Here is a 26,067-nt window from a genome sequence, read left to right on the forward strand (position 1 = left end):
GGAGAGAAGCCTGCCCCATAATTGGCTAAGCGCTTGCTCGCCCGGGTCTTGTGCCCGGTGGAACACGTTTCTAGCATCACTGGTGTTACATCAGTTGTGTCACGGAGCTGGGGGCTCGATGTCGGAAGCGCGAACGGCGGCACGGACGCCGCCGGACGGCCCGCTCACGGGCGTGCGTGTGGTCGAGCTGGCAGGTATCGGCCCCGGGCCCTTCGCCGCCATGCTCCTGGCCGACCTGGGCGCCGACGTCGTCCGCGTCGACCGTCCCGGCGGGCCCGGCCTCGCGATCGACCCCGCCCACGACATCACCAACCGCAACAAGCGTTCGGTGATCGTCGACCTGAAGTCACCGGACGGCCCGGCCCGGGTCCTCGACCTCGCCGAACGCGCCGACGTGCTGATCGAGGGCTACCGCCCCGGCGTCGCCGAACGGCTCGGCGTCGGCCCCGGACACTGCCACGCCCGCAACCCCCGCCTCGTCTACGGCCGCATGACCGGCTGGGGCCAGGACGGCCCCCTCGCGCAGCGCGCCGGTCACGACATCGGGTACATCGCGCTCACCGGCGCCCTCGGCATGATCGGCGCCCCCGACGCGCCTCCGGCCGTCCCCGCCAACCTCCTCGGCGACTACGCGGGCGGCTCCCTCTACCTGGTGGTCGGCATCCTCGCCGCGCTGCACCACGCGCGGGCGACCGGCACCGGACAGGTCGTCGACGCCGCCATCGTCGACGGCACCGCCCACCTCTCCTCGATGATCCACGGCATGCTCGCCGCCGGCGGCTGGCAGGACCGGCGCGGCGCCAACCTCCTCGACGGCGGCGGCCCGTTCTACGGCACCTACGAGACCGCCGACGGCCGGTACATGGCGGTCGGCGCCCTGGAACAGCGGTTCTACGCCGAGTTCATGGAGCTCCTCGGCATCCCCGACCTGGCGCCCGCCCGCGACGACATGGCCCGCTGGGCCGAGCTGCGCGAAGCCATCGCCGCCCGGTTCAGGACCCGTACCCGGGACGAGTGGACGGCCGTCTTCGGGGACTCCGACGCCTGCGTGGCCCCCGTACTGTCGCTCCGCGAGGCCCCGCACCACCCGCACCTGGCCGCCCGCTCCACCTTCACCGACCACGGCGGCATCACCCAGCCCGCCCCCGCGCCCCGCTTCTCCGCGACCCCCACCGCCGTCCGCACCGGACCCGCCCGCCCGGGCGCCGACACCGATGCCGTGGCCCGCGACTGGGACGTCCCCCGGCCTGCGACCTCATCCCGAAACCCTCGGACCCCAGCCCGAAACCCTCAGTGAAAGGCCTGCCAGTGACCACCGAAGCGTACGTGTACGACGCGATCCGCACCCCGCGCGGACGCGGCAAGGCGAACGGCGCCCTGCACGGCACGAAGCCCGTCGACCTGGTCGTCGGCCTCATCCACGAGATCCGCGCCCGCTTCCCGGACCTGGACCCGGCAGCCGTCGACGACATCGTGCTCGGCGTCGTCGGCCCGGTCGGCGACCAGGGCTCCGACATCGCCCGCATCGCCGCCATCGCTGCCGGACTGCCGGACACCGTGGCGGGCGTCCAGGAGAACCGCTTCTGTGCCTCGGGTCTGGAGGCCGTCAACCTGGCCGCCGCCAAGGTCCGCTCCGGCTGGGAGGACCTGGTCCTCGCGGGCGGCGTCGAGTCGATGTCCCGGGTGCCGATGGCCTCGGACGGCGGCGCCTGGTTCAACGACCCGATGACCAACCTCGCCACCAACTTCGTCCCGCAGGGCATCGGCGCCGACCTGATCGCCACCATCGAGGGCTTCACACGCCGTGACGTCGACGAGTACGCGGCCCTCTCCCAGGAGCGCGCGGCAACCGCCTGGAAGGAGAACCGCTTCGAGCGGTCCGTGGTGCCGGTGAAGGACCGCGCCGGCCTCACCGTCCTCGACCACGACGAGCACCTGCGCCCCGGCACGACCGCCGACTCCCTCGCGAAGCTCAAGCCGTCCTTCGCCGACATCGGCGAACTCGGCGGCTTCGACGCGGTGGCGCTGCAGAAGTACCACTGGGTCGAGAGGATCGACCACGTCCACCACGCGGGCAACTCCTCCGGCATCGTCGACGGCGCCTCCCTGGTCGCCATCGGCTCCAAGGAGGTCGGCGAGCGCTACGGGCTCACCCCGCGCGCGCGGATCGTCTCCGCCGCCGTCTCGGGCTCCGAGCCCACCATCATGCTGACCGGCCCCGCCCCCGCCACCCGCAAGGCGCTCGGCAAGGCCGGGCTGACCATCGACGACATCGACCTCGTCGAGATCAACGAGGCGTTCGCCGCGGTCGTCCTGCGCTTCGTCAAGGACATGGGCCTGTCCCTGGACAAGGTCAACGTCAACGGCGGAGCCATCGCGCTCGGCCACCCCCTCGGCGCCACCGGCGCGATGATCCTCGGCACGCTCGTCGACGAACTGGAGCGCCAGGACAAGCGCTACGGCCTCGCCACCCTGTGCGTGGGCGGCGGCATGGGCATCGCCACGATCGTCGAGCGCATCTGATCCCTGCGGAAGCGGCACCGCGGCCACAAAAGACCCCACTGGAGACCCTTGTCATGACGACCGAGAGCACCACCATCCGCTGGGAACAGGACGACACCGGCGTCGTCACCCTCGTCCTCGACGACCCCGACCAGTCCGCGAACACCATGAACCAGGCGTTCCGCGAGTCCCTGGCCGTGATCACCGACCGCCTGGAGGCCGAGAAGGACTCGATCCGCGGCGTCATCGTCACCTCCGCCAAGAAGACCTTCTTCGCCGGCGGCGACCTGCGCGACCTGATCCGCGTCACTCCCGAGACCGCCCAGGACCTCTTCGACGGCGGCATGGCCATCAAACGGAACCTGCGACGCATCGAGACCCTCGGCAAGCCCGTCGTCGCCGCCATGAACGGCGCCGCGCTCGGCGGCGGCTACGAGATCGCCCTCGCCTGCCACCACCGCGTCGCCCTCGACGCCCCCGGCTCCAAGATCGGCTGCCCCGAGGTCACCCTCGGCCTGCTCCCCGGAGGCGGCGGCATCGTCCGGACCGTCCGGATGCTCGGCATCACCGACGCGCTGCTGAAGGTGCTCCTCCAGGGCACCCAGTACAGCCCGAGCCGCGCCCGGGAGAACGGCCTGGTCGACGAGGTCGCCGACAGTCGCGAGGACATGCTCGCCAAGGCCCGCGCCTTCATCGACGCCAACCCGGAGTCCGCCCAGCCCTGGGACAGGCCCGGCTACCGCATCCCCGGCGGGACCCCGTCCCACCCCAAGTTCGCGGCCAACCTGCCGGCCTTCCCCGCCAACCTGCGCAAGCAGACGAACGGCGCCCCCTACCCGGCGCCGCGCAACATCATGGCCGCCGCCGTCGAGGGCTCCCAGGTCGACTTCGAGACCGCCCAGGTCATCGAGGCCCGCTACTTCGTCGAGCTGGCCGCCGGTCAGACCTCGAAGAACATGATCCAGGCGTTCTTCTTCGACCTCCAGGCCGTCAACTCGGGCGCCAACCGCCCCAAGGGCGTCGAGCCGCGCCAGGTCCGCAGGGTCGCCGTCCTCGGCGCGGGGATGATGGGTGCCGGCATCGCCTACTCGTGCGCCCGCGCGGGTATCGAGGTGGTGTTGAAGGACGTCGCCCTGGAGTCGGCCCTCAAGGGCAAGGGCTACTCCGAGAAGCTGTGCGCCAAGGCGGTGGCCAAGGGCCGTACGACCCGGGAGAAGGCCGACGCGCTGCTGGCCCGCATCATTCCGACCGCCGAGGCGGCCGACCTCGCGGGCTGTGACGCGGTCATCGAGGCCGTCTTCGAGGACACCTCGCTCAAGCACAAGGTGTTCCAGGAGATCCAGGACGTCGTCGCCCCCGACGCGCTGCTGTGTTCCAACACCTCCACGCTGCCCGTCACGGCGCTGGCCGAGGGCGTCGAGCGCCAGGCCGACTTCATCGGGCTGCACTTCTTCTCGCCCGTCGACAAGATGCCGCTGGTGGAGATCATCAAGGGCGAGCGGACGGGCGACGAGGCGCTGGCCCGGGCGTTCGACCTCGTGCGGCAGATCAAGAAGACGCCGATCGTGGTCAACGACTCGCGTGGCTTCTTCACCTCCCGGGTCATCGGCCGCTTCATCGACGAGGGCGTGGCGATGGTCGGCGAGGGCATCGAGCCCGCCTCCGTCGAGCAGGCCGCGGCCCAGGCGGGCTGCCCGGCCAAGGTGCTCAACCTGATGGACGAACTGACGCTCACGCTGCCCCGGAAGATCCGCGCGGAGACCAGGCGGGCCGTGGAGGAGGCGGGCGGCACCTGGACCGCGCACCCCGCCGAGGCCGTCATCGACCGCATGGTGGACGAGTTCGAGCGTCCCGGTCGCAGCGGCGGCGCCGGCTTCTACGAGTACGGGGACGACGGCAAACGAGTCGGTCTTTGGCCGGGCCTGCGGGAGCACTTCACGAAGCCCGGGTACGAGATCCCTTTCGAGGACATGCGGGAGCGCATGCTCTTCTCGGAGGCGCTCGACACGGTCAAGCTCCTGGAAGAGGGCGTGCTGACCTCCGTGGCCGACGCCAACATCGGCTCGGTCTTCGGTATCGGCTTCCCCGGCTGGACCGGCGGCGTCCTCCAGTACATCAACGGATACGAGGGCGGCCTGCCCGGCTTCGTGGCACGCGCCCGTGAGCTCGCCGAGCGCTACGGCGAGCGCTTCACGCCGCCCGCGCTGCTGGTGGAGAAGGCGGACAAGGGGGAGGTCTTCACCGACGGCCGCTGAGCCGCCGCGTCACCCGCCGGCGTCTTCGCCCGCGTCAGCGTCGGCGCCGTCGCCGGTGTCCTTGTCGAGCCACTCCCGCAGCTGTGCCCGCAGCGACCTCTGGAACGTGGTCAGCAGCGCCTGCACGACGAGCGGGTGCATGTGGGCGGACAGGGACCGCACGTCCCGCGCGTCGCGTTCGGCGACCGCGTCGCGCAGCAGCCGCGACAGGTCGCGCGCGGCGGCGCGGGAGTGTGCGAGGAGGGCCGTACGGGCGGCGAGGACCGTCTCGGGGGAGAAGGGGACGTCGAGCAGTTCGACGCCGAGCCGGAGCAGCCCGGCGTCGAGCCGGTAGGCGTCACCGTCCCGCACGACGATGTCCATCGCGGTGAGCCGGTCCACCTCGTCGTCCGTCAGCGGCCGGCCCGCCCGCCGGCCCAGCTCCTCACGCGTGACGCTCTCCACCGTCTCCGGCGCCCAGGAGGCCACCACCGCGCGGTGCAGCGCGAGGTCGTGGGCGCTCAGGTCCGGCGGCAGCTGCTTCAGATACCGCTCGATCGCGGCCAGCGTCATGCCCTGGTGCTGCAGCTCCTCGATCAGCGCCAGCCGGGCCAGGTGCTCCCCGCCGTAGTGCCCCACCCGGCGCGGGCCGATCGCCGGCGGGGGCAGCAGCCCCTTGGTGCCGTAGAAGCGGACCGTGCGCACCGTGACGCCGGCCCGCGCAGCCAGTTCGTCGATCGTGAGGGTCGGGTCCTCGGTGTCGGTCGTCGTCATGTGCAGCAGTATCGCTGTCCCACCAGTGCTGTGACACCTCTTGTGCACCATGTGGAGGCGGCTGACGGATCCTGTGACAAGTCACGCTGTGTGACATGAGCCACCGCATGCCCACGCAGAGTCGTGGGAAGGTGCTGTCTTGGTCTGTGCCGTCAATGGGTGGTGCGGGCCCGAGACACAGGTACGGACGACTCGGGCGCACCCCGCCCGAGGCACCCAGAAAGTGGAACCACCCGTGAGCAAGGACGCCGTCGACACGGCACAGGCCGCCGCCCACCCCCAGGCGGCCGGGACCATCCCCGCGGACGCGGGCGACGCCGGTTACAGCAAGGACCTCAAGGCCCGCCACGTCAACATGATCGCCATCGGCGGCGCCATCGGCACCGGCCTCTTCCTCGGCGCGGGCGGGCGCCTGCGCGACGCGGGCCCGGCGCTCGCGATCGCCTACCTCGTCTGCGGCGTCTTCGCCTTCTTCGTCGTCAGGGCGCTCGGTGAGCTCGTGCTCTACCGGCCCTCCTCCGGATCCTTCGTGTCGTACGCGCGCGAGTTCCTCGGCGAGAAGGGCGCCTACGTCGCCGGCTGGATGTACTTCCTGAACTGGTCGACGACCGGTATCGCCGACATCACCGCGATCGCGCTGTACACGCACTACTGGAGTATGTTCACGAGCATCCCGCAATGGGTGCTCGCCCTGATCGCCCTCGCGGTGGTCCTGGCCGTCAACCTCATCTCGGTGAAGATCTTCGGCGAGATGGAGTTCTGGTTCGCGATCATCAAGGTCGCCACCCTCGTCGGCTTCATGCTGATCGGCATCTTCCTGCTGGCCACCCAGCACGACGTGGGCGGCCAGACCCCGGGCGTCAGCGTCATCACGGACAACGGCGGCGTCTTCCCGCACGGCGTGATGCCCGTCGTCCTGGTGATGCAGGGCGTGATCTTCGCGTACGCGGCCCTGGAGCTGGTGGGTGTCGCCGCGGGCGAGACCGCCGAGCCGGAGAAGGTCGTGCCGCGCGCGGTGAACTCGATCATGTGGCGCGTCGCCCTGTTCTACGTCGGCTCGGTCGTCCTGCTGGCCCTGCTGCTGCCCGGCTCGCTCTACTCCGGCGACGAGAGCCCCTTCGTCACCGTCCTGTCGAAGATCGGTGTCCCGGCGGCCGGTGACGTGATGAACCTCGTGGTCCTCACGGCCGCGATGTCGTCCCTGAACTCCGGCCTGTACTCCACCGGCCGCATCCTGCGTTCCATGGCGATGGCGGGCTCGGCACCCAAGTTCACCAGCGTGATGAGCCGCAGCCAGGTTCCCTACGGCGGCATCCTGCTGACCTGCGGCATCTGCGTCCTCGGCGTCGGCCTGAACTACCTGGTGCCGAGCAAGGCCTTCGAGATCGTGCTGAACGTCGCCTCCCTGGGCATCATCAGCACCTGGGTGATCATCATGGTCTGCCACCTCGTCTTCGTGCGCCGGGCGCGCGCGGGCCTGGTCGCCCGGCCGCACTTCCGTCTGCCCGGCAGTCCGGTCACGGAGATCGCCACGATCGTCTTCCTGCTGGCCTGCCTCGGCATGATGTGGAACGACCACGAGGTCGGCCGCAAGACCCTGCTGCTCATCCCCGTGCTCGCCGTCATGCTGGTCGCCGGCTGGTTCGGCGTCCGCCGCCGGGTGGCGCGGAACGCCGACCAGGAGCTGGGCAGCCTCACCAAGTAGCACCGAGGTCCGGGGCCGAGACCACTGTCAGTGGTGGCCTCTACCGTGGCGTCATGTCGCAGATCAGGTATGTCCGGGGTGACGCCACCGTTCCGTCGGTCAAGGGCGTCAAGGTGATCGCCCATGTCTGCAACGACCTCGGGGGCTGGGGCAAGGGCTTCGTTCTGGCCCTGTCGCGCCGCTGGCCGGAGCCGGAGGCGGCCTACCGCGCCTGGCACCGCGACCGCGCCTCCAACGACTTCGGGCTGGGCGCGGTCCAGTTCGTCCAGGTCGGGCCGTACGTGTGGGTGGCCAACATGATCGGCCAGCGCGGCACGAGGACCGGCAGCAAGGGCGTTCCCGTGCGCTACGAGGCGATCGACACGGCCCTCGGCCGCGTCGCCGACAAGGCGGCCGAGCTGGACGCGTCGGTGCACATGCCCCGCATAGGCTGCGGCCTGGCCGGCGGCAAGTGGTCCCGCGTCGAACCGCTCGTCACCGAGCGCCTCGCCCGGCGAGGCGTCCCCGTGACGGTCTACGACCACGGGGACGCCGCCTGAGACCTGCCGGCTCAGTGCCCGGCCTCAGTGCCCGGCGCTCAGTAGCCGGTGCTCAGTGCTCAGTGCTCGTGCTCGTGCACGTCGTTCGTCGCGGCGATCTTCTGCCACGACCGGGGGCGCACGGGCGCCTGTGACGTCATCGCGAGGGACGCCGCGCGCGCCGCCGGCGCGTCGGGCTTCGACGGCTGGAACAGCCAGGTGTCGAACAGCGCGGCCAGCGGCTTGCCGGAGACCTCCTCGGCATACCGCTGGAAGTCGGCGACGGACGCGTTGCCGTGGGCGTACCTCGCCGGCCAGCCCTTGAGGATCGCGAAGAAGTCCTCGTCCCCGACCTCGTTGCGCAGCGCGTGCACGGCCAGCGCGCCCCGGTCGTAGACCGCGAGGTCGAACTGGTCGTCCGGCCCCGGATCACCGGGCCTCACCGTCCAGAACGGGTCGTCGGCCGGGCGGGAGGCGTACGTGTAGTCGGCCAGCTCCTGCGCCGTGCCCTCGCCCTCGTGCTCGGACCACAGCCACTGGGCGTACCGCGCGAAGCCCTCGTTGACCCAGATGTCCTTCCATCCGCGCACGGAGACCAGGTCGCCGTACCACTGATGGGCCAGCTCGTGCACGACGACGGACACGTTCGACCCGATCGCGAACTGCCGGGGGCTGTAGAACGGCCGGGTCTGCGTCTCCAGCGCGTACCCGGTGTCCGTGTTCGGCACGTATCCGCCGAGCGCGTTGAACGGGTAGGGCCCGAAGTACCCGGTCAGCCAGTCGGCGACCTCCCCGGTCCGCTCCACACTCGCCCGTGCCGCGCCGTCGTTCGCGCCCAGGTCCTTGCTGTAGGCGTTGACGACGGGGATGCCGCTCTCGGTGGTCCCGGTGGTGAGGTCGAACCGGCCGACCGCCAGTGTGGCCAGGTACGTGGCCTGCGGTTTGTCGGAACGCCAGTTGAACCGGGTCCAGCCCAGCCGTGAGCTCGTCGACCGGAGCGTGCCGTTGGAGATGGCCTGGGTGCCGTCCGGCACCTGCACCGACACGTCGAAGGTGGCCTTGTCGAGCGGGTGGTCGTTGCTGGGGAACCACCACCACGCCGCCTCGGGCTCGCTCGCGCCGACGCCACCGTCCGGGGTGCGGTGCCAGCCGGTGAAGCCGTAGGCCTCCTCGGACGACGGCACGCCGCTGTAGCGGACGACGACGGTGACGGGTGTGCCCTTGGGCAGCGGGCTCTTCGGGGTGATCTCCAGCTCGTGCTCCCCCGAGGTCGCGAAGGACGCCTCGGCGTCGTTCACGCGCACCTCGCCGACGTCGAGCAGGAAGTCCAGATTGAACCGCGACAGGTCCTGGGTGGTGCGGGCCAGGATCGTCGCCGTCCCCTCCAGCCGGTCCGTGGCGGGCCGGTACCTCAGGCGCAGGTCGTAGTGCGAGACGTCGTATCCGCCGTTGCCGTACGCCGGGTAGTAGGGGTCGCCGGCGCCCGGAGCGCCGGGGGAGGGGGCTGCCGCCGACGCCGGGAACACCAGCATGAGGGAAGCGGCGCCCAGCGCGCCCGGCACGAGGATTCTGCGGTGCACGAAAGCTCCAAGTCGTTGGGGCACGAGGACTGTTCGGAGCCTATTCGTCCCTTGTGCGCGCGGTCGTGTGCACGGCCGCCCTGTCACACGTTTGCCATTCGGCTGTCATGCGACACCCGGCGTCAGGAGACACCCGACGCCCTCTTCTGCGCGGAAGTCGACCGATGTACCGTCCGCGCATGCCGATACGCACGCGCTTCACGATCTGGAGACCGCTCGCGACGGCGGCCACGGCCGCTCTCATGGCAACCTTCCTCACACCCGCCGCGACGGCGCACCCGGCACCGCGCCAGAGCCAACCCGTCCACTCCTACGACGACGCCATCCGCGAGGCCGTCTGGGTGGACACCGGCCACGACGGGGACGGCGACGGCGAGGACGACCGCGTCGCCGTCGACATCGTCCGCCCCCGAGAACCCGCCGCACAGGGCCGCAAGGTCCCCGTCATCATGGACGCCAGCCCGTACTACTCCTGCTGCGGGCGCGGCAACGAGAGCCAGAAGAAGACGTACGACGCCGACGGGAACGTCGTCGGGATGCCGCTGTACTACGACAACTACTTCGTGCCGCGCGGCTACGCCTTCGTCGGCGTCGACCTGGCCGGCACCAACCGCTCCGACGGCTGTGTCGACGTCGGCGGGCGCTCCGACGTCCAGTCCGCGAAGGCCGTCGTCGACTGGCTGAACGGCCGCGCGAAGGCGTACACCACCCGCACCGGCGGCGAGCGTGCCGAGGCGAGCTGGACCAACGGCAAAACGGGCATGATCGGCAAGAGCTGGGACGGCACCGTCGCGGGCGGCGTGGCCGCCACCGGTGTCGAGGGCCTGGAGACAATCGTCCCGATCGCCGCCATCTCCTCCTGGTACGACTACTACTTCAGCCAGGGCGCCCCGCTGTACGGCTCCGGCCCGGAATGGCTCTCCGACTACGTCAACAGCCCCGACGCGCGCGCCAAGTGCGACGCCGTCCAGCAAAAGCTGGTCGACGGTGCCCCGCGCACCGGTGACTGGACGAAGCTGTGGACCGAGCGCGACTACGTGAAGGCCGCGAGCAAGGTGAAGGCGAGCGTCTTCCTCGTCCACGGCATGCAGGACCTCAACGTCCGCATGCAGCACGTCGGCCCGTGGTGGAACGCCCTCGCGAAGAACGGCGTCGACCGCAAGATCTGGCTCTCCCAGACCGGCCATGTGGACCCCTTCGACTTCCGCCGCGCCGAGTGGGTCGACACCCTGCACCGCTGGTTCGACCACGAACTCCTCGGCTACGACAACGGCATCGACCGCGAGCCCATGGCCGACATCGAACGCCGGCCCGACCAGTGGGAGACGTCGCGGACCTGGCCGCCGCGCTCCACGGCCACCACGACCCTGCGCCCCGCCGACGGCGCGCGACCGGGCGTCGGCACGCTCGGCCTGCGCCGGGATTACGGCACCGAGACCTTCACCGACGACCCCGCCCTGAACGAGACGGACTGGGCCGCGCACATCGACGAGCCCACCCCGGGCAAGGCCGGGTTCGTCACCGGACCGCTCACCCGCGACCTGCGCCTGTCCGGTGCCTCCGAGGTCACCGTCACCGCGCGGTCCAGCGCCCCGACGGCCCACCTCTCCGCCGTCCTCGTCGACCTCGGCCCCGACACCATCCGCGACTACGCCGACGGCGGCGAGGGCATCACCACCCTCACCGACCGCACCTGCTGGGGCCCGAGCACCCCGGGCGACAGCTCCTGCTACCGGGAGACGACGGCGAAGACCACCGACGTGGACTACACGGTCGTCAGCCGCGGCTGGGCCGACCTCGGCAACCACGCGTCCAAGTGGCGGGGCCGCCCGCTCACTTCGGGCAAGGCGTACACCATCACCCTGGACCTCGCGGCCACCGACCACGTCGTCCCGGCCGGCCACCGCCTCGCGCTGATCGTCGCCGGCACCGACAAGGACCTCATCGACCCACCCGCCGACACGCCGACACTCACCGTGGACCTCTCCCGCACGTCGGCACGCGTACCGTTCGTCGGCGGCACCGCCGCGTTCGCCGAGGCCACCGCCGGTACGGCGACCGCCGCTCCCGTGCCCACGACCCTCGACGGCGTGACCGCGCCGCACACGACCCACCGCGTCCCGGAGGGAGGCCGATGAACCGCCCGCGCACCCTCACCGTGACCACCGTGGCCCTCGCCGCCTGTCTCCTCACCGCGCCGGCCCACGCCGCCGACACCGCACACCCACCGCCCCGCACCGGCTTCGAGAAGACGAACGGTGCCCGCTGGACCACCCAGCCGGAGGAGCTGGCTCTTCTGGCCGCCGCCGACCGGGCGAGCGCCCGCGTCACCGTCGACCGCGTCGGCACCACGAAGCAGAACCGCCCGCTCCAGCTCGTGACGATCGGCAGGCCCTCCGCCCCGAACAAGGTGCTCCTCGTGTGCAGCCAGCACGGCGACGAGCCCTCCGGCCGCGAGGCCTGCCTGTCCACCGTCCGCGACCTGGCGTACGCCACGGACCGGGGGACCCGGCGGTTCCTGGAACGCACCACCGTGCTGGTCGTGCCCACCGCCAACCCCGACGGCCGGGCCGCCGACACCCGCGGCAACAGCGACGGAGTGGACGTCAACCGCGACCACCTCGCCCTGAAGACGGCCGAGGCCCGCGCCCTGGCCGCCGTCGTCCGGGACCAGCGCCCCGACGTCCTCTACGACCTGCACGAGTACGGCGCGACACCCCCGTACTACGACAAGGACCTCTTCGACCTCTGGCCCCGCAACCTCAACACCCACGCCGGGGTCCACGACGAGGCCCGCGCCCTGTCCGGCGCGTACGTCCGCCCCGCCGCCGGGCAGGCCGGCTACTCGGCCGGCACCTACGGCATCTGGACCGACCCGGTCACCGGCGACCCGGTCAAGCAGACCGCGGGCGACGGCCAGGAACGCATCCTGCGGAACATGTCCGGCGTGAAACACTCGGTCGGCCTGCTCATCGAGAGCCGCGTCGACGCGCTCACCGACGCCGAGCGCGAGGACGAGGCCCTCAACAACCGGCGCCGGGTGGACTCCCAGCTCGCGGCTCTGGACGGCATGTTCCGCTACGCCGACCAGCGGCGCGGACGCGTCGAGGCGGCCACCGCGGCCGCCCGCCGGTCCGGCCTGGCCGACTCCGGGCCCGTCTACCTCGGCGGTGCGGACAACGACCCGGCCGAGCCCACCGAGGTGATCGGGGACCCGCCCTGCGGCTACCGGCTCACCCCCGCCCAGTACACGGACCTGAAGGACGAACTGGCCCTGCACGGTGTACACGCGCGTCCGGACGGGGAGAAGGGCGCCTACGTTCCGCTGCGCCAGCCGCTGCGCGCCCTCGTGCCACTGCTCCTGGACGAGCGGGCGACGTACCACTTGACGGTGGGTGAACCCGACACCCGCTGCTGATGAGGTGAGTTCTGCGTCGCACGTGGTAAGGGCGTAACGGAGGATTGTTTTCAGCCTCACCGACTTGAAAGGTGCCGCCTGTGACGCAGGACCGACCAAGCGACAAGGAACACCACGAAAGAGGCACGCTGCCCGGTTCGGAAGCGGGCCTGCCGGGGCAGGAGCACACACCCCGGACCGACCGCGTCGTCTTCGGCGTCACGGCCGCCCTGACCCTGGCCTTCGTCATCTGGGGCGCCGCCGGCACCGACTCGCTGGAGGACGCCTCCGGCACCATGCTCAGCGGCCTGATGCACAACGGCGGCTGGGCGTTCGTGCTGGCCGCCTCCGGGTTCGTCGTCTTCGCCCTCTGGCTCGCGGCCAGCCGCTACGGCCGCATCCACCTCGGCGCCGAGGGCGAGAAGCCCGAGTTCCGCACGGTGTCCTGGGTCGCCATGATGTTCAGCGCGGGCATGGGCATCGGTCTGATGTTCTGGGGCGTGAGCGAGCCCCTGGCGCACTTCGACACCGCCCCGCCGGGCACCAGCCCCGCCGACACCGGCGACCGCATGGCGACGGCCATGGCCACCACCCTGTTCCACTGGACGCTCCATCCGTGGGCGATCTACGCGGTGGTCGGTCTCGGCATCGCCTACAGCACCTTCCGCAGGCGCCGCCGTCAGACCATCAGCGCCGTGTTCACCCCCCTCATCGGCGAGAAGCACGCCAACGGTGTCAGCGGCCGGGTCATCGACATCCTGGCCATCATCGCGACGGTCTTCGGCTCCGCGGCCTCGCTCGGCCTCGGCGCCCTGCAGATCGGCTCCGGAGTCGAGAAGCTCGACTGGATGGACAAGGTCAGCACCGGACTGCTGGTCGGCATCATCGCGGTGCTGACCGTGGCGTTCGTGGCCTCCGCCATCTCCGGCGTCGAGAAGGGCATCCAGTGGCTGTCCAACACCAACATGGTGCTGGCCCTGCTCCTCGTCGTGTTCGTGTTCGTCGCGGGCCCGACCATCCTCGTTCTCGACCTGCTGCCGACCTCGCTCTTCACCTACCTCGGCGACCTGCCCCAGATGGCCGGCCGCACCGAGATCAGCGGCGGCGAGGGCGTCGCTGACTGGCTGGGCAGCTGGACCGTCTTCTACTGGGCGTGGTGGATCTCCTGGACGCCCTTCGTCGGTATGTTCATCGCCCGCATCAGCCGGGGCCGGACCATCCGCCAGTTCATCGGCGGCGTCATCCTCGTCCCCAGCACGGTCAGCCTGATCTGGTTCGCGATCTTCGGCGGCTCGGCGATGAGGCTCCAGGAGCAGAACCGGCTCGGTGACGAGACGACTCCCGAGGGGCGGCTCTTCGCCGTGCTCCAGGAGTTCCCGATCGCCACCGTCACCAGCCTTCTCGTGATGATCCTCGTCGGTATCTTCTTCGTCTCGGGGGCCGACGCGGCCTCCATCGTGATGGGCACCCTCTCGCAGAGGGGCGCGCTCGAACCCAGCCGCTGGGTGGTGATCTTCTGGGGTGTGGTGACCGGAGCGGTCGCCGCCATCATGCTCCTCGTCGGCAGCGGCGAGGGAGACGCGCTCACGGGTCTGCAGAACCTGACGATCCTCGCGGCGGCGCCCTTCGTCATCGTGATGATCTTCATGTGCGTCGCCCTCATGCGCGACCTGCGACGCGACCCCCTCATGGTGCGCGGTGAGATGGCCGCCGAAGCCGTCGAGATGGCCGTCATCGAAGGCCACAAGCAGTACGAGGGCGACTTCGAGATCCGCATCGGCCCCGGCCCCGGCACGGACGTCGAGGGCGATCCGATCGGCAAGCACCACTGACCGAAACCGGGCATGCCGGTGGGCGGGGGAGCGGAAGGGGCCGGCACGCACCCGCGGGCCGGCCCCTCCCCCTTCGCGGGTCCGCGCGGGCCGTGGTCAGCGGGAGGCGAGGTCGGCAGCCTCCCGAGCGCAGCCCCAGGCCACGGTGACGCCCGCGCCGCCGTGGCCGTAGTTGTGCACCAGCAGCCGCCCGTCCGGCAGCGGTTCGCGCTCCAGCCGTACCGCGTGCCGGGCCGGCCGCAGGCCCACCAGGTGCCCGAGCACCCTCGCCCCGGCGATCTCGGGCCGCAGCGCCGCGCACCGCCGTACTATCGCCTCCGCGACCGCCGGGTCCGGCTCGGCCGACCAGGCGTCGTCCTCGGCCGTGCCGCCCAGGACCAGCCGGCCGGGCTGCGGGAAGAAGTACGCCATCTCCCCGGAGCCGGGATCGGTGGAGACCATCCAGGTCCGGATGCCGGGGTTCTCCACGACGACCAGTTGCCCGCGCACCGGACGCACGGACGTGTCCGGGACCAGCTGCCGGGCGCCCAGCCCGGTGCAGTTGACCACGACCGGCGCATCGGCCTCGGCCAGAGTGGCCACCGCGCGCGTCTCCACCACGCCGCCCGCGGCCACCAGCCGCTCCCGCAGCCAGGGCAGATGGGTCGACATGTCGATGAGCGGCAGCCGTGCCCACAGTCCCGACCCGCCGTACTCCTCCGCGGTCGCCGTACGCAGCCCCGGCAGCCGGGCGGCCGCCCACGTGTCCACCTCGTCCAGACCGGTCTCGCCCAGCACCCCTTCGGCCATGCGTACGCCGTTCTCCCCGGGCCGCGCCGCCAGTTCCTCGTACACGTCCAGGGAGCGCAGCGCCCACGCACGCACCAGCGCGACCGGCTCGATGCGGTACGGCCACCACAGCGCACCCGCGACCGCCGAGGTGGTCCGTTCGACGGGCTCCCGCGTCCACAGCCGCACCCGCCTGCCCCGCTCGGCGAGAACGACGGCCGTCGTCAGCCCGACCACCCCGCCGCCGACCACGACGACTTCGTCATCCAGTTCGGTTTCCACACCGGGACGTTAGCGGAATGCCCCATGCCGTGCTCGAAGCGTCCCGCCCCGGGAATACTCCCCCCATGGCTGCCGAGTACGCGACCTTCGGTCTGGCCCCGGCGATGCGCGCCGGGGGTGTCCTCGCCGACGGTGACTACCAGGTCCACCGCGACTTCGTGGACTTCATCGTCGACGGACGTCCCCTGCTGTTCCGTCTCTCCGATCTGGACGCCGTCTCCCCGCTCGCCTCCGACGTGCCGCCCGCGATCTTCACCGCGCAGGTCCGCAGCCTGCTCCTGGAGAGCGACGCGCCCCTGCCCGGCGGCCGGTACGTCATCTACGGCTGCCCCGAGTGCGAGGACCTGGCCTGCGGCGCGGTGACCGCCGTGATCCTGCGGGACGGTGACGACTTCGTCTGGCGGGATTTCGCCTGGCAGACCGGCGACCACGCCGACCTCGAGTTCAACGGCTACCACGGCATCGGCCCGTACCGCTTCCCCGGCGCCGAGTACCGCGCGGCCCTCGCCGCCCTCCTCGACGGCTCCGCGCACATCCGCCGCCGGGTCCTGCTGATCGGCGCCCGTGTCGCCCTGCTGGCCAAGCTCGCCGCCGCGCTGCGCACCATCGGGATCGGCGCCGACATCACCCATGACGCCGGTGACGTGCCGGCCGCCGAACTGCGGGCCTACGGCGCCGTCGCCTTCGGCCGCGCGGTCCCCGAGGAGGCGCGGACGGCCGCACGCCGTGCCTTCGCGGACGCCGGGGTGGACGTGGCCCAAGTCGACGGCCTCGCCCCGATCGTCCCGCTGCTCGTCGCCCAGATCGAGCACGCCCTGGACCGCGGCCCGGCCGAGCGGCGCCGGCTGACCCGTCTGACGGCGACCGGCGCCGCCGCGGACGTCGAGGTCACCTCACCCTGCCGGGTACGGCTCACCGTCTACCGCCTGGACCGCCTGCACCGCACCCACACCCATGAGGTCTTCGACGGCGTACTCGGACCGGGCGCCCACCGCGTCGACCTGGACGCCAGGGCGGTGAAGGGGGAGTCCTTCGTGGTGGCGCGGACCCCCCAAAGCGTGCTGGTGGCCGCGGTGGCGCACGGGAAACCCGGCTGAGCGGGCCGCCGGCCGCCGTTAGGATCGACGGTCTGATGACTGCCACCCTCGTCGCCAAGAACCTCGCCGCCGGCCACGGCGACCGCTCCCTGTTCACCGGGCTCGACCTCGTCGTCGCGCCCGGCGACGTGATCGGACTCGTCGGAGCCAACGGCGCGGGCAAGTCCACCCTCCTGCGGCTGCTCGCCGGACTGACCACCCCGGAACAGGGCGAACTGCGCCTGTCCCCGCCCACCGCCGCCGTCGGCCACCTCCCGCAGGAGCCGGAGCGCCGCCCCGGCGAGACCGTCAGGGCGTTCCTGGCCCGCCGCACCGGCGTCACCGAGGCCCAGCGGGCCATGGACGACGCCACCCAGGCACTGGTCGACGGCACCCCTGGCGCCGACGACGCCTACGCGACCAGCCTGGAGCGCTGGCTGGCCCTCGGCGGCGCCGACCTCGACGACCGCGCGGCGGAGACCGCCGACGCGCTCGGCCTGACCGTCGACCTCGACCAGCCGATGACGTCCCTGTCCGGCGGCCAGGCCGCACGGGCCGGCCTCGCCTCCTTCCTCCTCTCCCGCTACGACGTCTTCCTGCTCGACGAGCCGACCAACGACCTGGACCTGGACGGCCTGGAACGCCTCGAACGCTTCGTCACCGGCCTGCGCGCCGGCACCGTCGTCGTCAGCCACGACCGCGAGTTCCTCACCCGCACCGTCACCAAGGTCCTCGAACTCGACCTCGCCCAGCGGCAGATCAACCTCTACGGCGGCGGCTACGAGGCCTACCTGGAAGAACGTGAGGTGGCCCGCCGGCACGCCCGCGACGAGTACGAGGAGTACGCCGACAAGCGGGCATCCCTCCAGGACCGGGCCCAGATGCAGCGCTCCTGGATGGACAAGGGCGTCAAGAACGCCCGGCGCAAGGCGGGCAACGACAACGACAAGGTCGGCCGCAAGTTCCGCAGCGAGGCCAGCGAGAAGCAGGCCGCCAAGGCCCGCCAGACCCAGCGCATGATCGAACGCCTGGACGTCGTCGAGGAACCCCGCAAGGAGTGGGACCTGCGCATGGAGATCGCCTCGGCGCCCCGTTCCGGCGCGGTGGTCGCCACCCTGCGCGACGCCGAGGTCCGACGCGGCGACTTCGTCCTCGGCCCGGTCTCCCTGCAGATCGACTGGGCGGACCGGGTGGCGGTGACGGGAGCGAACGGCGCGGGCAAGTCCACGCTGCTCGCCGCGCTCCTGGGCCGTGTCCCGCTCGACGCCGGACACGCGGCGCTCGGCTCCGGCGTCCTGCTCGGCGAGGTCGACCAGGCCCGCAAGCTGTTCTACGGCCCCGAGTCCCTGCTCGACGCCTTCCGTACGGCGACCCCCGACACCGAACCGGCCGATGTCCGCACCCTCCTGGCCAAGTTCGGACTCAAGGCGGAGCACGTGGTGCGCCCGGCGTCGACCCTCTCCCCGGGCGAACGAACGAGGGCGGCCCTGGCCCTCCTCCAGGGATCGGGCGTCAACCTCCTGGTCCTGGACGAGCCGACCAACCACCTCGACCTGCCGGCCATCGAACAACTGGAATCGGCTCTGGACTCCTACGAGGGCACACTCCTGCTGATCACCCACGACAGGCGAATGCTGGACGCGGTGCACGTGACCCGCCGCCTGGAGGTAACGGACGGCAAGGTGACGGAAACGACGGCTTAGCCGCGGACAGCTGCGTGCCCCCACAGCTGCGGGAGTCGTGCCTCCCCCATGCCTGAACGGCCTGGGGGGTACCCCCTGGGCGGCACGGGTGGGCGGTGGGGGCGCCTCCCGTTCGAGCGAAGCCGAGAGTGGGGGGTGAGGCATCCGGCACCAGCCGGTCCGCGCACCCGCCCCCCTCCGCCTCCGCCGGGCGGCTACGCCAGCCCGGCCCGCCGCAACGCGTCGGCCATCGCCCCGTTGGACGGAGCAGGCGCCGACGACCGCCCCTTGCCGCCACCGCCACCGCCACCGCCACCGGCACCACCGCCGGAGGCCTGCCGCTGCTGCCGCTGCCTCGGCGGCTTCCCTCCACGCTCTCGCTTCTGCTCCCCCTGCGTACCCTGCGGAGCGGCCTCGTCGTCCAGCCGCAACGTCAACGAGATCCGCTTCCGCGGAATGTCGACTTCCATCACCTTCACCTTCACGATGTCCCCGGGCTTCACCACGTCCCGCGGATCCTTCACGAACGTCTTGGACATGGCCGACACATGCACCAGCCCGTCCTGGTGCACACCGACGTCCACGAACGCCCCGAAGGCCGCGACATTCGTCACGACACCCTCCAGCACCATCCCGGAGGACAGGTCGGAGATCTTCTCGACGCCCTCCTTGAAGGTGGCCGTCCTGAACGCGGGCCGCGGGTCGCGACCGGGCTTCTCGAGCTCCCTCAGGATGTCGGTGACCGTCGGCAGACCGAACGTCTCGTTCACGAACTCCGCCGGCCGCAGCGACCGCAGCACGGAGGTGTTGCCGATGAGGCCGGCCACCTCCTGCCCGACGGCCTTCACCATCCGGCGCACCACCGGGTACGCCTCGGGGTGCACGCTGGACGCGTCCAGCGGGTCGGTGCCGCCGCGGATCCGCAGGAAGCCCGCGCACTGCTCGTACGCCTTGGGCCCGAGCCGTGACACCTTCTTCAGCTCGGTCCGCGAGGTGAACGGCCCGTTCGAGTCCCGGTGGGCGACGATGTTCTCGGCGAGCCCGGAGGTGATGCCGGACACGCGGGCGAGCAGCGGCGCGGACGCCGTGTTGACGTCCACGCCCACGCCGTTGACACAGTCTTCGACCACCGCGTCCAGCGAGCGCGACAGCTTCACCTCGGACAGGTCGTGCTGGTACTGGCCGACACCGATCGACTTGGGGTCGATCTTCACCAGCTCGGCCAGCGGGTCCTGCAACCGCCGTGCGATCGACACCGCGCCGCGCAGCGAGACGTCCATGTCCGGCAGTTCCTGGGAGGCGAAGGCGGAGGCCGAGTACACGGAGGCACCCGCCTCGGACACCATCACCTTGGTGAGGTTCAGCTCCGGGTGCCGGGTGATGAGATCCCCGGCGAGTCTGTCGGTCTCGCGGGACGCCGTGCCGTTGCCGATGGCGATCAGTTCGACCGCGTGCTCCTTGGCCAGCCGCGCCAGCTTGGCGATCGCCTCGTCCCACCGGTTGGCCGGGACGTGCGGGTGGATCACGTCCGTGGCCACGACCTTGCCGGTCGCGTCGACCACGGCGACCTTCACGCCCGTACGGAAGCCCGGGTCCAGACCGAGCGTCGCCCGCGTGCCCGCGGGGGCGGCCAGCAGCAGGTCGCGCAGGTTGGCGGCGAAGACGTTCACCGCCTCGTCCTCGGCGGCCGTGCGCAGCCGCAGCCTCATGTCGATGCCGAGGTGCACCAGGATGCGGGTGCGCCAGGCCCAGCGGACCGTGTCCGTCAGCCACTTGTCCGCAGGCCGGCCGCGGTCGGCGATCCCGAAGCGGCTCGCGACGATCCCCTCGTACGACGACGGCCCGTCGGTGGCCTCCTCGGGCTCCAGGACGAGGTCGAGGACATCCTCCTTCTCGCCGCGCAGCATCGCGAGAATCCGGTGCGAGGGCAGGTCGGTGAACGGCTCGGCGAAGTCGAAGTAGTCGGCGAACTTGGCCCCGGCCTCCTCCTTGCCGTCCTTCACCTTGGCGGCGAGCCGCCCGCGTCCCCACATCCGCTCGCGCAGCTCGCCGATCAGGTCGGCGTCCTCCGAGAACTTCTCCGTGAGGATCGACCGCGCCCCGTCGAGGGCGGCCTGGGGGTCCGCCACGCCCTTGCCCGCGTCGACGAACGCGGCGGCCGCGGCGAGCGGCTCCACGGACGCGTCGGCGAGCAGCCCGTCGGCCAGCGGTTCGAGGCCGGCCTCCCGTGCGATCTGCGCCTTCGTACGCCGCTTGGGCTTGAACGGCAGGTAGATGTCCTCCAGGCGCGCCTTGGTCCCGGCCGCGCGGATGCGCGCCTCGAGCTCCTCGGTGAGCTTGCCCTGCTCGCGGACCGATTCGAGGATCGCCGTACGCCGCTCCTCCAGCTCCCGCAGATAGCGCAGCCGCTCCTCGAGCGTGCGCAGCTGCGCGTCGTCGAGCATCTCGGTCGCTTCCTTGCGGTAGCGGGCGATGAAGGGCACCGTCGAGCCGCCGTCGAGCAGCTCCACCGCGGCCTTCACCTGCCGCTCCCGTACGCCGAGTTCCTCGGCGATCCTGCCTTCGATGGACCTCACGTCGATGGACGCGCTGGACCCGGGTGTCGTCACGATCCGGTACCGCCTTCTCACAGAGGTTGCGCGGCAATTGTGGCAGGTGGCGCCGACAATCGGGGATCAGGGCGCCACCCGGGCCCGTCGGGACCGGCCGGTACCGGAGCCGGGCTCAGACCCTGCGGCCGCGGGCGGAGGACGAGGCACCGCCGAAGAGCCGGGCCAGTGCCCGGAAGGGAAGCGTCACCACGGTGGCGATGGCGCCACCGATCTGGCGCAGTACGTCTGCGATGGCACGGAACACGAAGAGCCCCTTTCCTCTCCCGGCCGCTGCGGCCGGGAGACCTACGGGTACCTCCGGATCGGCCGGACATGCCTCGCCGGCGGGCCAAAACCCGCTCAGCGCTTGCCGAGAAGGTCCGCGGGGAAGGCCCCCGCGCCGAGTGCCGTGCGTGCGAAGGCCGTTGCGAGTTCCGTCAGACGGGCCACGCCGTCCGGCCCCAGGTGCGCGTAGGGGGCCGCGTCCAGCCGGTCCGTCTCCCGTTCGATCCCGTCGCGCAGCGCCACGCCCCGCTCGGTCAGCTCTCCGGCGTCGTCGATCAGCCCACGGTCGCGCAGCCGGCACGACGCGGCGTCCCACTCCTCCCGGTTCCAGCCCCGCGTGGTGAAGATCCACTTCGGGGTCATGCCCTTGCCGGTCGCGGTGTGCGTGACCAGTGCCTGAAGACCGTCGAGGCCCGCGGCCGTCAGGGCGGTGAGGTGGCCGTCCCCCCGGTGCTCGCGCAGCAGGGTCGCCGCGTGCCAGAACGCCATGTGCGGGGCGTCGGGCACGGGCAGGTCCGCGTGGGCGGAGTACAGCGGGCGGGCGCCGCGGGAACAGCCCTCGGCGGCGCGCAGCGCCAGCCCGGCCGCCTCCGACATCTCCGCGGACGTCAGGGTCTGCTCGCCGAGCAGGCGGCGCAGCGTCGCGTCGACGGCACGCGCGCGTGCCGCCAGGACCTGTTCCGGAGCGGCGGTCTCCCACACCGCGGGCACGTGCCGGGCGACCAGGTCGTGCTTGTAGTTGTAGAACGTCGCCGTGACGGCGCCGGCACCGACCGGTCCCAGCGCGGCGGCGCGCACCGCGAAGTTGACGGCCCGGGGGTCGGTGACCCCGAGGCGGCCCAGTTCCCGGCCCAGGTCGGGCGAGAAGTAGTGCGTCGAGTGCAGCGAGTTGAGCGCGTTGTGGCAGCGGCGGCCGGCGCGGGCGTCGATGGCGGCAGTGGTCATGCCCCGCACGTTACCAACCGCTCAGTACGTCCTCCAGATGTCACCGGACCTCCTTCCGGCGGCCGCCGGGCGGGCGCACACGGTGCGTGGCAGGAAAGGTGGGGAACGTGTCATTGCGGCCATCGGGGGTGGGGCGAAGAATCGAGGGCATGGCCCAGCGAACCGTCCTCGTCGTCCTCTTCGACGACGTTCAGAGCCTCGATGTCACCGGTCCCGTGGAGGTCTTCACGGGCGCCGAGAAGCACACGCCGGGGACGTACCGCGTCCGTACGGCCTCGCTGGACGGAGCACCCGTGCGCACGTCCAGCGGTCTGACCGTCGTACCGGACCAGGCGCTCACCGACGTGTCCGGCCCGGACACCCTGATCGTGCCCGGCGGGACGGGCACCCGGAATCCCGACCCGCGCCTCGTCGAGTGGCTGCGCGGGCACGGGCCGCGTGCCCGGCGCCTGGTGTCCGTCTGCACGGGGGCGATCCTGCTCGCCAGGGCGGGACTGCTGGACGGCCGCCGCGCCACTACCCACTGGGCCTACTGCGACCGGCTCGCCCGCGACCACCCGGCCGTCGACGTCGATCCCGACCCGATCTACATCCGCGACGGCCACGTCGCCACGTCCGCCGGCGTCACCTCCGGCATCGATCTCGCCCTCGCCCTGGTGGAGGAGGACCTGGACCGGGACGCCGCCCTGACCGTCGCCCGCAACCTGGTGGTGTTCCTGCGCCGGCCCGGGAACCAGGCACAGTTCAGCGTCCAGCTCGCCGCCCAGACCGCACGGCGGGAGCCACTGCGTGAGCTCCAGCAGTGGGTCACCGAGCACCCGGGCGCCGATCTGAGTGTCGAGTCCCTGGCCGCCCGCGTCGGCTTCTCGCCGCGCCACTTCGCCCGGGCCTTCCAGGCCGAGACCGGCACGACACCGGGCCGATATGTCGACCGGGTGCGTCTGGAACACGCCCGCCGGCTGCTGGAGGAGACCGGCGACGGCGTCGAGGAGGTCTCCCGCGCCAGCGGCTACGGCACCCCGGAGGCCATGCGCCGCGCCTTCGCCAAGGCCCTCGGAACCTCACCGGCCGAGTACCGCCGCCGTTTCCGTCCCGCGCCCGTCCACTGAGGCGCGTCCCCGCTCGCCGAGCACCCCGAAAGGAAGAACGTGCAGACAGCCATCGTCCTCTTCGACCGCTTCACCTCCCTGGACGCAGTGGGCCCGTACGAGACCCTGAGCCGCATCCCGGACGCGGAGACCGTTTTCGTCGCCGAGCGGACCGGCCCTGTCCGCAACGACACGGGGAGCCTGGCGCTGACCGCCGACCGGACCCTGGCGGACGTACCGAGCCCGGATGTCGTCGTCGTGCCGGGCGGGCCCGGCCAGGACGCCCAGATGGACAACGAGAAGCTGCTGGACTGGCTGCGCGCCGCCGACGCGACCAGCACCTGGACCACGTCGGTCTGCTCCGGCTCCCTGCTGCTCGCCGCCGCGGGGCTGCTGGACGGCCGCCGTGCGACCTCGCACTGGCTGGCCCTGGAACTTCTGAAGCGGTTCGGCGTCGAGCCGACCGGTCAGCGGGTGGTGACCGACGGCAAGTACGTCACCGCGGCCGGCGTCTCCTCCGGCCTCGACATGGGCCTCACCCTGGTCGGCCGGATCGCCGGCGACGAGCACGCCCAGGCGGTCCAGCTGCTGCTGGAGTACGACCCGCAGCCGCCCTACGACGCCGGTTCCCCGCAGAAGGCACCCGCACATCTGGTCCAGGAGTTCCGCGACAGGAACCGGTTCATCCCGAGGTAGGCGCGCTCCCCGGCACGCTCCAGCCGAAACGCGGCTGCCTGCGCTCCAGGAAGGCGGCGACCCCCTCCGCGGTGTCGCCGCTGCCGCGTGCCTGCGCGGTCCAGTACGCGTCCCGGTCCGCGTGCCCGTTCGCGAACTCCTTCGCCGCGGCCTGCGTCAGCTGCGAGCGGGAGGCCAGTACCCGGGTGAACTCCGCTACCCGCTCGCCGAGTCCGCCCCCGGGCAGCACCTCGTCGACCAGGCCGGTGCGCAGCGCCCGTTCGGCGTCGATCAACTCCCCGCTGAACAGCAGGTACTTCGCCGTGGCGGGTCCCGTCAGCGCCACCAGCCGCCGGGTCGAGGACGCCGGATACACGACCCCCAGCTTGGCCGGGGTCACCCCGAACAGTGCCGACTCCTCGGCGAACCGCAGGTCGCAGGCAGCCGCCAACTGAGCCCCGCCGCCGACGCAGTGACCGCGGATCGCCGCCAGCGTCGGCTTGGGGAAGGCCGCGAGCGCCTCCTCGGCGCGTACGGCGAGTTCCTGCGCCTCCTGAGCCGACCCTCGCAGGGTCGAGATGTCGGCCCCGGCGCAGAACGTGGCTCCCTCACCGGTGAGCACCAGCGCCCGCACCGTCGGATCCGCCGCCAGGGCGTCGAGCAGCTCGGGCAGCGCCCGCCACATCGCGGTCGTCATGGCGTTGCGCTTGGCCGGGTGGTGGACGACGACGGTGGCGACCGAGTCGGCGACCCGGTGCAGCAGTTGCGGCTCCATGCGCCGGATGTTATCCACCGACCCATCGGGTTCGCGCGGACGGCGCCGGGGGGACAGGAACGGTCCCACAACTGACCGCGTCATACGCCAACGATCAGAACCGTTCGATATCTGCCGACTTGTGTTCAGTTCTCCAAGGTGGAGCGACGCGTTACCAACACTCAGGGTGTGGTGACAATCGAGCCCGAGGGTGGCGACCGGACGATGGACGAGACCGGGCCCGCGCAGCCGCTTCCGTACGAGGGCGTCTGGCGGTTCACCGCCCCCGCCGTGGACGCGTCGGTCCCGCAGGCGCGGCACGCCGTGCGGGACCTGCTGGTGCGCCAGGGCGTGCCGGTCTCCGACGACGTGACCGAGGGCCTGCTCCTGATCGTTTCGGAGCTGGTCACGAACGCCGTCCGGCACGCGGCGGTGCTGTCGCCGGTGCTCGCCGTGGAGGTCGCCGTCGGGCCCGAGTGGGTGCGGGTCTCCGTGGAGGACAGCCACCCCTACCGCCCGACCGCCCTGGAGGCGGACCACGGACGGACGGGCGGGCGCGGGCTGCTCCTGGTCCGGGAGATCACCCGGGAGGCGGGCGGGTCCTGCGACGTGGCTCACACGGCGAGCGGCGGCAAGGTGATCTGGGTCGCCCTGCCGCTCAAGCACGCCTCGCGGTAGGACGTACGAGCACGCCCTGCGGCAGGACCGCTCACCATCCGGCGGACGGGCCGGTCAACTCGCGGACGGCGGGCCGGGCCGCGTCCAGCACCGTCATGAACCACGCCGAGAAGGTGTCCTTGCCGTGCCGTTCGGTCAGCTCGGCCGGGGACACGAAGGCCGTCTCGGCCACTTCCTCCGGGTCGGGCCGCGGCGCTGCCTGCACCAGGCCGACGAACAGGTGGTTGTACTCCTGCTCGACCAGCCCGGAGGCCGGGTCCGGGTGGTTGTAGCGCACCGTGCCCGCCTCGGCGAGCAGCGACGGGGAGACGCCCAGCTCCTCGTACGTCCGCCGGGCCGCGGCCGCGAAGGGGGCCTCGCCCGGGTAGGGGTGACCGCAGCAGGTGTTGGACCACACGCCGGGGGAGTGGTACTTGCCCAGCGCCCGCTGCTGGAGCAGCAGCCGGCCCCGCTCGTCGAAGAGGAACACGGAGAAGGCGCGGTGCAGCTGCCCCGGAGGCTGGTGCGCGGCGAGCTTCTCCGCGGTGCCGAGCGTCACGCCGTTCTCGTCGACCAGTTCCAGCAAAATCGCGTCTGCGGCGCCGTTCGACGAACTGTGCGTCGCGGTGGCAGGAGTGATCGGCATACCCATCCTTCGCATCGGTCCTCGCGCCCCAAGTGTGCCGTACGAATCAGGCACTCTCGGCACTCCCCGGCGCGCG

21 protein-coding genes are annotated in these 26,067 nt (G+C 71.7%); 13 read left to right on the forward strand and 8 right to left on the reverse strand.

Features of this window, described 5'->3' with window-relative positions; genetic code table 11:
* Positions 1-118 precede the first annotated feature (118 nt).
* The 3 genes from ACH4F2_RS06485 to ACH4F2_RS06495 are packed head-to-tail and all read left to right on the forward strand — an operon-like array spanning position 119 to position 4,757.
* A complete protein-coding gene (locus tag ACH4F2_RS06485; protein ID WP_398131542.1) occupies positions 119-1,297 on the forward strand; it encodes a CaiB/BaiF CoA transferase family protein in 1,179 nt (392 codons plus the stop codon).
* Between the two features lie 11 nt (positions 1,298-1,308).
* Complete coding sequence (locus ACH4F2_RS06490; protein ID WP_398131543.1) at positions 1,309-2,523, forward strand: acetyl-CoA C-acetyltransferase; 1,215 nt, start codon at positions 1,309-1,311, stop codon at positions 2,521-2,523.
* A gap of 53 nt (positions 2,524-2,576) precedes the next feature.
* Positions 2,577-4,757 (forward strand): 3-hydroxyacyl-CoA dehydrogenase NAD-binding domain-containing protein, encoded by a 2,181-nt coding sequence (locus ACH4F2_RS06495; protein ID WP_398131544.1) that lies wholly within the window; start codon positions 2,577-2,579, stop codon positions 4,755-4,757.
* Between the two features lie 9 nt (positions 4,758-4,766).
* Here the strand turns inward: ACH4F2_RS06495 and ACH4F2_RS06500 are convergent, their stop codons facing one another.
* The gene (locus ACH4F2_RS06500) at positions 4,767-5,510 is read right to left on the reverse strand and encodes a MerR family transcriptional regulator (RefSeq protein WP_398131545.1); all 744 of its coding nucleotides are present in this window, start codon (positions 5,508-5,510) and stop codon (positions 4,767-4,769) included.
* A gap of 235 nt (positions 5,511-5,745) precedes the next feature.
* Here ACH4F2_RS06500 and ACH4F2_RS06505 point away from each other — a divergent pair, with 235 nt between their 5' ends.
* Together ACH4F2_RS06505 and ACH4F2_RS06510 are read left to right on the forward strand one after the other, a co-directional pair.
* Positions 5,746-7,215: an amino acid permease gene (locus ACH4F2_RS06505; protein ID WP_398131546.1), complete on the forward strand. Its 1,470-nt coding sequence runs from the start codon at positions 5,746-5,748 to the stop codon at positions 7,213-7,215.
* A 53-nt stretch (positions 7,216-7,268) separates the two neighbouring features.
* On the forward strand, positions 7,269-7,754 hold the full coding sequence (locus ACH4F2_RS06510; protein ID WP_398131547.1) for a macro domain-containing protein: 486 nt from the start codon (positions 7,269-7,271) through the stop codon (positions 7,752-7,754).
* Positions 7,755-7,813: 59 nt separating this feature from the next.
* On the opposite strand, the gene ACH4F2_RS06515 is transcribed toward ACH4F2_RS06510, so the two are convergent.
* The gene (locus ACH4F2_RS06515) at positions 7,814-9,313 is read right to left on the reverse strand and encodes a M1 family metallopeptidase (protein WP_398131548.1); all 1,500 of its coding nucleotides are present in this window, start codon (positions 9,311-9,313) and stop codon (positions 7,814-7,816) included.
* Between the two features lie 179 nt (positions 9,314-9,492).
* Between ACH4F2_RS06515 and ACH4F2_RS06520 the strand changes: the two genes are divergently transcribed.
* The 3 genes from ACH4F2_RS06520 to ACH4F2_RS06530 all read left to right on the forward strand — a co-directional run bounded on the left by ACH4F2_RS06520 (position 9,493) and on the right by ACH4F2_RS06530 (position 14,542).
* Complete coding sequence (locus ACH4F2_RS06520) at positions 9,493-11,451, forward strand: Xaa-Pro dipeptidyl-peptidase (RefSeq protein ID WP_398131549.1); 1,959 nt, start codon at positions 9,493-9,495, stop codon at positions 11,449-11,451.
* Positions 11,448-12,731, forward strand: a complete 1,284-nt coding sequence (locus tag ACH4F2_RS06525; protein WP_398131550.1) for a M14 family metallocarboxypeptidase — start codon at positions 11,448-11,450, stop codon at positions 12,729-12,731. The genes ACH4F2_RS06520 and ACH4F2_RS06525 overlap by 4 nt, the downstream gene beginning before the upstream one ends.
* 80 nt (positions 12,732-12,811) lie before the next feature.
* Positions 12,812-14,542: a BCCT family transporter gene (locus ACH4F2_RS06530; protein WP_398131551.1), complete on the forward strand. Its 1,731-nt coding sequence runs from the start codon at positions 12,812-12,814 to the stop codon at positions 14,540-14,542.
* A gap of 96 nt (positions 14,543-14,638) precedes the next feature.
* Here the strand turns inward: ACH4F2_RS06530 and ACH4F2_RS06535 are convergent, their stop codons facing one another.
* Positions 14,639-15,592, reverse strand: a complete 954-nt coding sequence (locus ACH4F2_RS06535; protein ID WP_398131552.1) for an FAD-dependent oxidoreductase — start codon at positions 15,590-15,592, stop codon at positions 14,639-14,641.
* Positions 15,593-15,657: 65 nt separating this feature from the next.
* Here ACH4F2_RS06535 and ACH4F2_RS06540 point away from each other — a divergent pair, with 65 nt between their 5' ends.
* Both ACH4F2_RS06540 and ACH4F2_RS06545 read left to right on the forward strand, forming a co-directional pair.
* A complete protein-coding gene (locus tag ACH4F2_RS06540; RefSeq protein WP_398131553.1) occupies positions 15,658-16,689 on the forward strand; it encodes an oxidoreductase in 1,032 nt (343 codons plus the stop codon).
* Positions 16,690-16,724: 35 nt separating this feature from the next.
* Positions 16,725-18,371, forward strand: a complete 1,647-nt coding sequence (locus ACH4F2_RS06545; protein ID WP_398131554.1) for an ABC-F family ATP-binding cassette domain-containing protein — start codon at positions 16,725-16,727, stop codon at positions 18,369-18,371.
* Between the two features lie 194 nt (positions 18,372-18,565).
* On the opposite strand, the gene ACH4F2_RS06550 is transcribed toward ACH4F2_RS06545, so the two are convergent.
* The 3 genes from ACH4F2_RS06550 to ACH4F2_RS06560 form a co-directional block, all read right to left on the reverse strand.
* Positions 18,566-20,959 carry a Tex family protein gene (locus ACH4F2_RS06550; RefSeq protein ID WP_398131555.1) on the reverse strand — a complete coding sequence of 798 codons (2,394 nt, stop codon included), beginning with the start codon at positions 20,957-20,959 and terminating at the stop codon, positions 18,566-18,568.
* 115 nt (positions 20,960-21,074) lie between these two features.
* Entirely contained in the window at positions 21,075-21,206 is a 132-nt protein-coding gene (locus ACH4F2_RS06555) for an LPFR motif small protein (protein ID WP_398131556.1), read from the reverse strand.
* A 95-nt stretch (positions 21,207-21,301) separates the two neighbouring features.
* Complete coding sequence (locus tag ACH4F2_RS06560; RefSeq protein ID WP_398131557.1) at positions 21,302-22,171, reverse strand: hypothetical protein; 870 nt, start codon at positions 22,169-22,171, stop codon at positions 21,302-21,304.
* A gap of 149 nt (positions 22,172-22,320) precedes the next feature.
* Here ACH4F2_RS06560 and ACH4F2_RS06565 point away from each other — a divergent pair, with 149 nt between their 5' ends.
* Both ACH4F2_RS06565 and ACH4F2_RS06570 read left to right on the forward strand, forming a co-directional pair.
* Entirely contained in the window at positions 22,321-23,280 is a 960-nt protein-coding gene (locus ACH4F2_RS06565) for a GlxA family transcriptional regulator (RefSeq protein ID WP_398131558.1), read from the forward strand.
* 39 nt (positions 23,281-23,319) lie between these two features.
* A complete protein-coding gene (locus ACH4F2_RS06570) occupies positions 23,320-23,955 on the forward strand; it encodes a DJ-1/PfpI family protein (protein ID WP_398131559.1) in 636 nt (211 codons plus the stop codon).
* On the opposite strand, the gene ACH4F2_RS06575 is transcribed toward ACH4F2_RS06570, so the two are convergent.
* Positions 23,942-24,709, reverse strand: coding sequence for an enoyl-CoA hydratase/isomerase family protein (locus ACH4F2_RS06575; RefSeq protein WP_398131560.1), 768 nt, complete (start codon positions 24,707-24,709; stop codon positions 23,942-23,944). The genes ACH4F2_RS06570 and ACH4F2_RS06575 overlap by 14 nt on opposite strands.
* Before the next feature lie 204 nt (positions 24,710-24,913).
* Here ACH4F2_RS06575 and ACH4F2_RS06580 point away from each other — a divergent pair, with 204 nt between their 5' ends.
* The gene (locus ACH4F2_RS06580) at positions 24,914-25,366 is read left to right on the forward strand and encodes an ATP-binding protein (RefSeq protein ID WP_398131596.1); all 453 of its coding nucleotides are present in this window, start codon (positions 24,914-24,916) and stop codon (positions 25,364-25,366) included.
* Positions 25,367-25,397: 31 nt separating this feature from the next.
* Here the strand turns inward: ACH4F2_RS06580 and idi are convergent, their stop codons facing one another.
* On the reverse strand, positions 25,398-25,991 hold the full coding sequence (gene idi, locus ACH4F2_RS06585; RefSeq protein ID WP_398131561.1) for an isopentenyl-diphosphate Delta-isomerase: 594 nt from the start codon (positions 25,989-25,991) through the stop codon (positions 25,398-25,400).
* Positions 25,992-26,067: the final 76 nt, after the last annotated feature.

It is taken from the genome of Streptomyces sp. NPDC017890, from assembly GCF_044328675.1.
Lineage (GTDB): Bacteria > Actinomycetota > Actinomycetes > Streptomycetales > Streptomycetaceae > Streptomyces.

Coding starts and splice junctions, on each gene's coding strand:
- ACH4F2_RS06485 (WP_398131542.1), top strand. CDS start 119: ATGTCGGAAGCGCGAACGGCGGCACGGACGCCGCCGGACGGCCCGCTC.
- ACH4F2_RS06495 (WP_398131544.1), top strand. CDS start 2,577: ATGACGACCGAGAGCACCACCATCCGCTGGGAACAGGACGACACCGGC.
- ACH4F2_RS06500 (WP_398131545.1), bottom strand. CDS start 5,510: ATGACGACGACCGACACCGAGGACCCGACCCTCACGATCGACGAACTG.
- ACH4F2_RS06510 (WP_398131547.1), top strand. CDS start 7,269: ATGTCGCAGATCAGGTATGTCCGGGGTGACGCCACCGTTCCGTCGGTC.
- ACH4F2_RS06520 (WP_398131549.1), top strand. CDS start 9,493: ATGCCGATACGCACGCGCTTCACGATCTGGAGACCGCTCGCGACGGCG.
- ACH4F2_RS06525 (WP_398131550.1), top strand. CDS start 11,448: ATGAACCGCCCGCGCACCCTCACCGTGACCACCGTGGCCCTCGCCGCC.
- ACH4F2_RS06540 (WP_398131553.1), top strand. CDS start 15,658: ATGGCTGCCGAGTACGCGACCTTCGGTCTGGCCCCGGCGATGCGCGCC.
- ACH4F2_RS06545 (WP_398131554.1), top strand. CDS start 16,725: ATGACTGCCACCCTCGTCGCCAAGAACCTCGCCGCCGGCCACGGCGAC.
- ACH4F2_RS06560 (WP_398131557.1), bottom strand. CDS start 22,171: ATGACCACTGCCGCCATCGACGCCCGCGCCGGCCGCCGCTGCCACAAC.
- ACH4F2_RS06565 (WP_398131558.1), top strand. CDS start 22,321: ATGGCCCAGCGAACCGTCCTCGTCGTCCTCTTCGACGACGTTCAGAGC.
- ACH4F2_RS06575 (WP_398131560.1), bottom strand. CDS start 24,709: ATGGAGCCGCAACTGCTGCACCGGGTCGCCGACTCGGTCGCCACCGTC.
- ACH4F2_RS06580 (WP_398131596.1), top strand. CDS start 24,914: ATGGACGAGACCGGGCCCGCGCAGCCGCTTCCGTACGAGGGCGTCTGG.
- idi (WP_398131561.1), bottom strand. CDS start 25,991: ATGCCGATCACTCCTGCCACCGCGACGCACAGTTCGTCGAACGGCGCC.